At 57.9% G+C, this 508-nt stretch carries 1 protein-coding gene; it reads left to right on the top strand.

Annotated features, from left to right (window positions below; genetic code table 11):
• Window positions 1–298: 298 nt before the first annotated feature.
• A partial coding sequence (locus AC2JF9_RS08460) for a hypothetical protein (protein ID WP_500726891.1) occupies window positions 299–508 on the top strand: 210 nt, incomplete at its 3' end.

The raw sequence follows: 508 nt of genomic DNA, 5'->3' as shown, positions 1-508 counted from the left end.
ATAGCCAGCGCAGCGCGGGGTCATTGACAGTATTTTACATTTCCAACGCGCGCTCTATGCGAGCTATTCATTTACACTGATGAAAGTAACCCGCCATATACTTTACCCCCATTGAACGACGCCTTGGCTTGCTGCGATGCATTCCACGAATTTTTATCAATTCTCTCGCTCATACACGAATTCGTCTCGGGAGAAGTTTATGCATTGTAAAAGATTGTTAAATCACCCGCAGCGAACACTCCCGAGCGGGGAAGGAAGCGGCTGTTCCCGCGGATGACCGTCTGCTAGGAGCCCTTGCATGAGCTCCCGCCCCCGGATCGCACTTGCCGCCTTACTGATCGGTCTGCTTGGCGCCTGCGCGGGCGGAACGCCGATCAACGTCGTCTCCAGCGGGGCACTGCCGGACACCGGCTCGTTCCAGGTCGTTCGGGACGAGGGGGGTGATGCCCCTGCCTATCTTCGGGATGTCGCCGCCCATCTCGAGAGCAGGGGCCTCCACGCGTCGGAC

This window comes from Lactobacillus sp. C449L (genome assembly GCF_059900815.1).
The sequence above is the reverse complement of the archived record's forward strand: the minus strand, read 5'-3'. Positions and strand labels throughout refer to the sequence as shown.